Here is an 8,138-nt window from a genome sequence, read left to right on the forward strand (position 1 = left end):
GGTCGAGCCACCACCCGCGCGTCCACGCTGCCGAGCAGGCGCGGCGGACCTCAATCAGGAAAGCACCCGGCTAGCGCTGGTCACATGCCGAGTCGGGGTAGGGGCCGTTGTGCCCATCGAGCTGGGCAACCGGCGGTCGAAGCACTAGCGGCCCAGCGACCCGTGAAACGTTTCAAGTAGCGCAGGTTCAAATATATTTGAATTCTATCGCGAGTGAAGCGAAAATAAATCGCATGCCGCGTGCTTTGAAACTCGCCCAGGACATGCCTGCCCCGATCGCCACAGTGCTGCTGGAGCTGGGTGCGAACCTGCGCCTGGCGCGCGAGCGGCGTGGCCTGTCGATCCGTGCGCTGGCGGCTGAGATCAACGTCTCGGTGCCGACCGTCATGAGCATGGAGCGCGGCGAGGCCACCGTCAGCATGGGCGTCTACGCCGCCGCGCTGCTTTTCTATGGCCGCCTGGAATGGCTGGCCGACCTGGCGGCGCCCGAGTTCGACCGGGAAGCGTTGCGCATCGAGCTGGCTGGTATTCGGCCAAGACCTGCGCGCAGGCGGTAGCTTGCAGACTTGCACAGAAGACACCATGCATGCCCGAAAGTACCGTGACGATGAGGTGCGGCGCGGCCTTCCGCCTGTTGCTGGCACGGATGCCGCCGTCTTGCAAACTGTTGTCGCATGTCGCTCCCCCATCCTGAGCTATCCCCAGTTGCTGGGGATAACTCTGTACGCAAGCCGCCTCGGTGCCGCATAAGTCACTGTCTCGATTGGAATTTTCGGAAGTGATTAAAAAGTAAGCAATCCAGGGGGTGAAGTCATGGACTTGCCGGTGGGAGGCGTGGAGACAGCGCAGCGCCTTGTCGACGAATGCAAAGCGCGGGTGACCGAGCAAGCAACCCGCATCGCCGAGTTGAAGCGCAACCAATGCTCCACCGTGGAAGCGCAAGTGCTGCTGGCGACGTTGGAGAACCGGCTTGTTGCATTGCAAGAGAACCTGGCTCGGCACAAGGCACGCGCCGCCCGCTGGCGTCCGGTCGGCTTGTAGCCGGTCCAGGCCACCGGCCGCTGCCCTGACACGGGTCCGCTTCGTGGCTCTGTGGGCCGGGCTGCATGCGGCCTGGGATGCCTGGCCCTTCGTCTGCTCAGCGACCAGAGCCGAGGCGGACAGTGCCGTCAGCCCTTGGCCCGAAGCACGGACGGCAGCCAACGCCGACCGTCCAAAAGCTGCTCGGCCTGGGCGACCAGCGCCTCCTTCTTCAAGCCGTCGAGCTTGCGTGCCGCCTCGGGCGACACCGCCTCGCTCACGGCCTCCAGCACCTTGGCCTTGGGCACGGCGCAAAAGTAGCCGTCCACCGTGGGCGTCCAATACGCGGTCATGTCCAGGCTCACGGCGGCGGCGATGGCGTCGGCCATGGGCTGCGGTGCCTCGCGGCCCTGCACCGCGTTGAGGGTGCTGGCCGTGCACACGGCCAGCAGGTCCAGCACGTCCTCGTCGCCTGCCTTCAGCACCCATGCCAGCAGCGACGGAGCTTGTCCGGGCAGGCGATCCCCCCACCGCTGGCGGTGCGCTTCCATCGCCTGTTGCGCCTTGCACTCGGCCAGATCGGTGCCTTCCTTGCGCACGTCCGTCACGTCAGCGCGGATCTCAACCGGATCGTCTTCCCGGCCGTACAGGGACGCGAGGCCGGTTCGCAGTGCAAGCTGCCATGCCAGCACACGCAGCGCCACGCTCGGGTTGTCAGCCAGCGTGGCACGTAGTGCAGCCGTCCGGTGCGCCGTCAACTGGCGCAGCAGCTTTTCCGAGAACTCGGCCTTGGGCGGCTTGGGCGCGGTGGTGCTGCCCGTGCCGGCGCTGCCGGATGCCGCTGTCCCGTCTTGCACGGCCGGCGCCTTGCGGTCGTCCACGCGTACCAGCCCCCGCAGCACAGACAGTTCGCCACGCTGATTGACGTACACCACCGCGCCGGCCAGTGGCAGATCGCGCGGGTCGATCTGCTGCAGGGTTTGCTCAATCGCCTCGCGCTCGGCTTCAGCTTCGCGCTGCTGCGCTTCCAGCGCGTCGATGGCCCCGCTGTCGCCATCGGGGTCCAGGTTCTCGATCTGCTCTTCCAGTTCCGACACCAGCGCCTCGATGGCGTCCAGCCGCTGCTGCTGTTCCTCGCTTGGGTCCACATCGACCGTGCGGCAGCGATTGAAGGCCTGCCGGTCGCTGTAGCCGAAGCTGGTACGGACCTCTACCCACTGCCAGCCCTTATGTTGAAAGTTGTCTCATTCACCTAAAGACATGTCAACCCGTTGGGAAGGCGACCGTGAACAGCTGTAGCACTACTCAAGTAGTCCAAACATTGGGTTCCTAAAACCAGACAAGTCAAACGCAGGCTGAATCCTGACCAGCGGACACCAGGGATGCCCTTGCATGCGTTCTTTCGCCTCGCACTTGACGGTAACGTTGCTTACCCCTGCTTAAGGGCTGCTACGTCAAGACATCAAAAAGTAATATTCGCTTCGTCAGCGGGCGAAGCGTCGAGTAGCTGGGGAGAGGGAAGCTGGAGACGGTGATTACCGGTCACAAGATGCCTAGACGTGCCGTGCGCTGGCCAAGCCACACCTGTTGCGAAGCAGGGCCGGAAAGCCACGGTTCAGGTTTTTGTCCTGAAGGCCGGGTTGCTGTAGCGGCGGACCGAAGAGTCGGCCAGTTTCTTCAGTACAGCCATCAGTTTCAACGGAGGGGCCATCAATGAAATTCAAACAATGCGCAGTGGTGCTCGGCGCAGCCGCATTCGCAGCTGCCGTCGTTGCCGCGGTCACTTTCGACCCAGCGACGGGCAAGGGGTTCGTCGGCAAGGGTGACGTGCAGACGGCCTTTGGCTGGTCCAACGCCCAGTTGCAGTCCAACGCCAAGAACGTCGGTTTCACCTTCAGCCAGCACGAGCAGTACACGGGTACCTGCACGTTCACCGTGGAGACCGGTGGTGTGCGCAACCGGCAAACCAAGTCGGTGACAAGTACCCGCGTGAAGAACGTCAACGTCTCGGGCGATGTTGGCTATGACGTGCGCGTGCGCAACCAGATCACGGGCTACAACCTCACCGGCTACCAGAACAACCTCACGGTTATCGGTGTGGCGCTGCAAAACGGCGATCCGTGCGAGGGCGGTAACGTGGGTGACGGCATCATCAGCGACGTGGTCCAAACGGGCTACCAGGCGGCGTTGAACGCGGTCTACAACGGCACGTCCGTGCGGCTGGCTTGGCCGCCTGCGCCGATCTGAGCGTCCTCGTGTCATCGGGCCCGCCGCGTGCGGGCCTTTTTCTGCCCCTTCTTTTCATGCCTGGCTTCTTCGACTTGGATACCGCGTTGCGCCGATTCCGGACGTTCGCGGTTCTCGGTAACGTCTTGGCGCTGGCCGCTTGCGGTGGCGGCGAACCCGTCGGGCTGTCCGGTCCTGCAGGAGCCACGGCGGATGGCCCCACGGCTCATGCCGCGGCAGCCGCCGTGGCCGTGTACCAGCCGCCGCGCATTGAATACGGCGCGATAGCCATTGAGCGGGCTACCAGCGTCTCGCCCACGGCGCGCGGCGTCAGCTTGCGCCTGATGCTGAGCAGCCCCGGCCGCCCCGGCTTGGAGAGCTTGCGGGTTGCATCCGTGCGCGGCGCTGGCTATCCCGCGGTGCCGCTAGCTATTGACCCGCCCCAGATCGGTGGGGCGTCCGCACTGGCGGGAGTCCGGCCGCGGTGTGTTTCGGACACGAGCTGTGAGTACCGACTGGCCCCGGCCGGCGCAACGGCGTCTGTCTACCGGGTGAGTTTGTCGGACCCCCGGCTGGCCCGGCTACAGGTGGTGGACGACCGACTGCAAGTAGTCGCTCAGCGATACGTGCTGGAGCGCCCAGCCGCGCTGGGCGCGGCGCTACATCATGATGGGCGGCTCGTTAACAGCGTGCAAATCCACTATCTGGGCTTGGACGAGCAAGAGGCGCCTTCGGCACCGATCAACACACCCGTACTCGGCGAGCAACATCCGGGCGCCGTGTTCAAGCCGTTCGGGGGTTACATGCCAAGTGCCCCGGTTCGCTAGCCACAGTTGCTGAGCCACAGCGGCTGAAGGCGGCGCAGGAGCACAACGCCGCGCTGCTGGCACTGGTGAGCCAGGCCGCCGTGCCGGGCGGCATCGGCGAGCACAAGTTCACCCGCCCCGGTGGCTGGCTGGAGCGGGCGCAGCATGTTCTGGCTGTGCAGCTCAGGGCCTGCGGCGGCCAAGGAGCGCGACCATGGCAGCTCTAGAAGGTCAGCGTGTCACGCACGAGCAGTTTCGGCGTGTGCTGCATGGGGCAGCGGCGGGCATTGGCGCCGGCCTTGCCTGTCGCTATGACGCACGCAACGACGAGACGGTCTGGACGATCAACGGCCACGCTGTCGGGCTCACCGTGGGTCGCATTGGCGCTACCCGAGCGTACTACCTGGCCGAGCCGCTGGTGTCGGCAAACGTTGCCGCTCCTGCCGCCCGGCTCGCCGCCGGTGATCGCGGGAGCAATGCATGAGCACGGCCGCTGCGCAGGAGTGGTGGCAACAAGGCCTCTTCGAATGGCAACGCGAAGCACTGCAGGGGCGCCAGGAGCTCGCAACGCTGCGCAGGCAGCGTCAGGCCTTGCTGCAGGCGCTGCAGGATCTACTGGCGGCCGTCGGCGCTCCGGACGGCAGCAGCGCCAGCACCATCTACGCCGCCCAGGCACGCCGCGCGGCAGCCGACGCCATCGAGGAGGTCCTGGGCGCCTGAGCCCGCTACGCTTCGCAAAAGCGACTGCAAGAGGGACAGCGATGGCGAAGGTTTTGATGACGGCCGAGGAGTTCGACAGCATCGGCGAGCGGCTGGGCCGCATGACCGCGGAGAGCGTGGCCATCGCGCGGGAAGTGCTGGTGGACGGGGTTGCGAAAGTCACGGTGGCTGAACGGCACGGGCTCACCAAGCCGCGCGTGGGCGCCATCGTCGAGCGGGTGCTTGCCGCAGCCCACGACGTTCCGAGGGACTGGGTGCGCGTGGAGGTGTGGCTGCCGCCCGAGCTGGCGCAGCAGGTGCGGGAGATGGAAGCTCGAGCGCGTGCACGGGCCAAGGCAGCGTCAGATTCGGACCTGTTGGGGCGCTGAGACAGCCGGATGGGCTTGTGGGTGGGGGCGTTTTCCAGTGCCCAAATTTGCTCACCTCAGCACACGAGGCGAGCTGGCGGTGTGCCTGCTGCGTTGGGGACCGTGTCCGGAGGCGCTGGCCAAGCGCGGCAAAGGCCCCAGTCCTGCCGGCCTGGCACGAAGATTCAGGGAAAAACTGATCTCTCGCGCTTGCAGGAAACGAGCAAGTGCAGCAGGGTAGTCCCACAACGCCCCGGTCGAGTAGCCGCCCCAGCGTGTGAAGGCGCCCGGTGCCTGCGCGATGTGGGCGGGCACGCCCGGCTTCTCGGCCGCGATGGGTGTTTTCATCGACCCGACGTCGTGGTCTGGCGTTGGAGCCATTTGCCTGAGCGTGATCTCGGCGCGGGCATGGCAGCGCCCTTGGCGGCTTGCGTGAGGCCAACGCCGCTTGCGGACGTGCCCCATTGGCCTTGACCTTCCGGTGTCTCGGAAGTGCAGTGCGGCAAAGGGCGCTTGTGCTGCTGCCGCAATGGCGGTGCAGCCGCTGGTTGGCTGTTTGAGCCAATCCGCCTTGATTCAGAGCAAGCGCACGGTTCCCAGAAGATCGAAGGCCTTGTCTTCCGAGAGCACGCCTTGCCTGGCCTTGATCACCAGCATCTTGATAAGCGCTTCCGTGATGGGCGCCAAGCCGCCTTCAATGATCAGGGGCTGCGAATACACGGGTGTGATGTCAGCGGCTTGCAGCGTGGTCCGAGCAGGATTCACAAGTGCCGGAGTCTCAACCGGTGCCGGTGCAGCCGCCGCCATGACTTCGGTACGCAAGGCCGGTACAGGCGCTTGCGCCGCGGGCAGAGCTACAGGCTCGGCCGGCGCCAGCGATTCGGCTTGGACCACAGCGGTGGTACCTGCGCTAGTGGATTCTCCGGCCAGCTCCGTGGGCTCGACGGGCTGCTGGCTGCCGCGCTGGGTTGCACCCTGGGAGCGCCGTCCCCTTTGCTTGATGGGGGCAGGCTGGACGGCTGCATCATGGGTGGTAGCAGCGCCTTGAGCGGTGCCAGCCAGGGCAGCACTCAGCTCACCCGAATCCGCTGGATCTGCAGCGGCTTCGGTGGATATGCCGCTGGCAGCCGCAGGTGCCGCTTCAGCAGTCTCGCCGCTCGGGGCCGTGTCGGCCTCGGTTGCCCCGTCCCGCAAGGACGCGAGGCGTTGAAGCGTGGCGGCAGGAATGTTCGCTGCAGTACGAGGTGCTTCGAACCAGTTTTCTGGCAAGCCCAACGCACGGGCCATGCCGTAGCAGAGTTCCTGGTCCAGGCTCTTGCGCCCGCTGAGCATGGCCGACACATAGGGCGGCTTGGCGTGAAGGACCCTGGCCAGCGCGCTCTTGGCGCCCTTGCCCTGGAGCAGTACGGACAGGTTCCGCTTGCGCAACTCGGGAGATGCCATGGAGGAGGTCTCGTTCGGGCCGGATTGCGAGGGCAGTGCGATCTCGGACAAGGGCAACTGGGTTGCAGCGATCGCGGCCATTCGCCTTGGCGCCGTTGCAGCACGCTTGCCAGCGCTTTGCGGGCTCTTGGAAGACGCAGGAGCCGTGGCGGACTCCACGGCCGGGCCTGCGGCTGCTTGAGCCGTCTCACCCTCTGCGGTGCTCGCTGCCAGGGAAGAAGGCGCCACGGCAGCTGCAGCCTCACCAACGGCGTCTTGGACCTGCTGGACTTGCGGGGCAGGCTGCGTTGCGGCTAGCGCCGGTTGAGAAACGGCAGCGCTTTCTGAGGCGGGCCGCGAAGAGGCCTGGCTCACTACCGTAGACAACGCTGTGCCGTCCTCCTCGACGTCCTCGTCGTCCTGCAACTCGGCTTGATCGGGGTGCTTCAACAAATGCAGCGTGCGTGCAGGCACCTCCTTGTTGAGGCCATCGAGCCATTTGCCGGGCAGCTTCAGGGTCCGCTCGATATGAAAGGCCGTTTCGTCGGGGCACAGCGCGCCCTGGGACATGGCTTCAAGGCGCTCCAGCGGTACCTCGGCCACCAGCGCCATGGCTTCCGGCACGGGCGCGTTTTCCAGCAGCAGGCGCAGATTTGCAGCACGCAAGGCGCCCTTTACCCCTTGCTTGGCAACCGGAGGCTTGTTGTCTTGCCGCGGCCGATCGGGCCGCCTGTTCGAAGTGGGATGAAAGATCACGTTATCCCGGGTCGGGTCAGGGTAGTCGCGGCCACGCCCGCGGTTGCCGTCACGCTGCTTCGGTTGCCAATTGGGCTTTGCCAAGTGATGCTCCACCAAGTATTTACCAAGCCAGCGATTGCGACTGCTGTCGCAACCCCGGGCCCATCAGACATGCTCGCGGTCGATCAAGTTCCGTGCCATGACCGGTTCGCGTGTTTGCCGCGGTCAGAGGGCTCAAAAGGAGGAGCCGTTCGCCAGCATAGGACTGCCGCCTGACCGCAGCGCATATCTACACCCGCTGATCCAGTCGACGAGAACCGTTCAGTCCGAGTGTAGATGAACGCTCAACAGAACTTTTTCAGGAGGCCTTCGGTATGAGGGTGATCCTATATGCCACATAGGCTGGGACGTTTCCCTTCCTCCGCGCCTGACTTGGCCGCCTCGGCGGCGGTATGCTCTGTACATCCCAATGTTCACAAGGATTTCACTTGGCTGAAACCAAATCCCAGAAAAGCGGCGCCTTTATGAAGGCCTTGAAGCCCAGCCCTGAGCTGGCCGCCATCATCGGTGCCGAGCCGCTGCCCCGCACCGAAGCCACCAAACGCCTCTGGGACTACATCAAGCAGCGCAACCTGCAGAATCCGGCGAACAAGCGCAACATCCTGTGCGATGGCGCACTCAAGGCCGTCATGGGCAAGGACGAGGTGACGATGTTCGAGATGACGGGCCTGGTCAGCAAGCACATGTCTTGAAGCGGCTGCGCTGGTGAAAGGCCAGGGTGTCGCTGCACCCGATGGGCCCGGACGCCGCGCGGGCCCCGAAGCGGCGGACTGCTACGAATGTCGTCCGCTGCCGCAGT

Annotated in this window: 9 protein-coding genes and 1 riboswitch; of the genes, 7 read left to right on the plus strand and 2 right to left on the minus strand. The window is 65.2% G+C overall.

The annotated features are described in order from the left end of the window. Positions 1-263: 263 nt before the first annotated feature. Positions 264-557: a helix-turn-helix domain-containing protein gene (locus H537_RS44055; RefSeq protein WP_051242951.1), complete on the plus strand. Its 294-nt coding sequence runs from the start codon at positions 264-266 to the stop codon at positions 555-557. Positions 558-813: 256 nt separating this feature from the next. Next, on the plus strand, positions 814-1,041 hold the full coding sequence (locus H537_RS0118380; RefSeq protein ID WP_028999014.1) for a hypothetical protein: 228 nt from the start codon (positions 814-816) through the stop codon (positions 1,039-1,041). A gap of 128 nt (positions 1,042-1,169) precedes the next feature. On the opposite strand, the gene H537_RS0118385 is transcribed toward H537_RS0118380, so the two are convergent. After that, positions 1,170-2,168: a hypothetical protein gene (locus H537_RS0118385; protein WP_028999015.1), complete on the minus strand. Its 999-nt coding sequence runs from the start codon at positions 2,166-2,168 to the stop codon at positions 1,170-1,172. 419 nt (positions 2,169-2,587) lie between these two features. Beyond that, positions 2,588-2,668, plus strand: a riboswitch (cyclic di-GMP riboswitch). 65 nt (positions 2,669-2,733) lie between these two features. On the opposite strand from H537_RS0118385, the gene H537_RS49470 reads away from it, so the two are divergent. The 4 genes from H537_RS49470 (at position 2,734) to H537_RS54500 (ending at position 5,140) form a co-directional block, all read left to right on the plus strand. Next, positions 2,734-3,267, plus strand: coding sequence for a hypothetical protein (locus H537_RS49470; RefSeq protein ID WP_156901827.1), 534 nt, complete (start codon positions 2,734-2,736; stop codon positions 3,265-3,267). A gap of 999 nt (positions 3,268-4,266) precedes the next feature. Beyond that, complete coding sequence (locus H537_RS54490) at positions 4,267-4,536, plus strand: hypothetical protein (protein ID WP_169517047.1); 270 nt, start codon at positions 4,267-4,269, stop codon at positions 4,534-4,536. Next, entirely contained in the window at positions 4,533-4,772 is a 240-nt protein-coding gene (locus tag H537_RS54495) for a hypothetical protein (protein ID WP_028999019.1), read from the plus strand. The genes H537_RS54490 and H537_RS54495 overlap by 4 nt, the downstream gene beginning before the upstream one ends. A gap of 41 nt (positions 4,773-4,813) precedes the next feature. After that, positions 4,814-5,140, plus strand: coding sequence for a TrfB-related DNA-binding protein (locus tag H537_RS54500; RefSeq protein WP_051242953.1), 327 nt, complete (start codon positions 4,814-4,816; stop codon positions 5,138-5,140). Positions 5,141-5,695: 555 nt separating this feature from the next. Here the strand turns inward: H537_RS54500 and H537_RS0118415 are convergent. Beyond that, complete coding sequence (locus H537_RS0118415) at positions 5,696-7,381, minus strand: hypothetical protein (protein ID WP_156901829.1); 1,686 nt, start codon at positions 7,379-7,381, stop codon at positions 5,696-5,698. Between the two features lie 422 nt (positions 7,382-7,803). On the opposite strand from H537_RS0118415, the gene H537_RS0118420 reads away from it, so the two are divergent. Next, complete coding sequence (locus H537_RS0118420) at positions 7,804-8,031, plus strand: SWIB/MDM2 domain-containing protein (protein WP_051242621.1); 228 nt, start codon at positions 7,804-7,806, stop codon at positions 8,029-8,031. Positions 8,032-8,138 lie beyond the last annotated feature (107 nt).

Source organism: Azohydromonas australica DSM 1124, from assembly GCF_000430725.1.
Lineage (GTDB): Bacteria > Pseudomonadota > Gammaproteobacteria > Burkholderiales > Burkholderiaceae_C > Azohydromonas > Azohydromonas australica.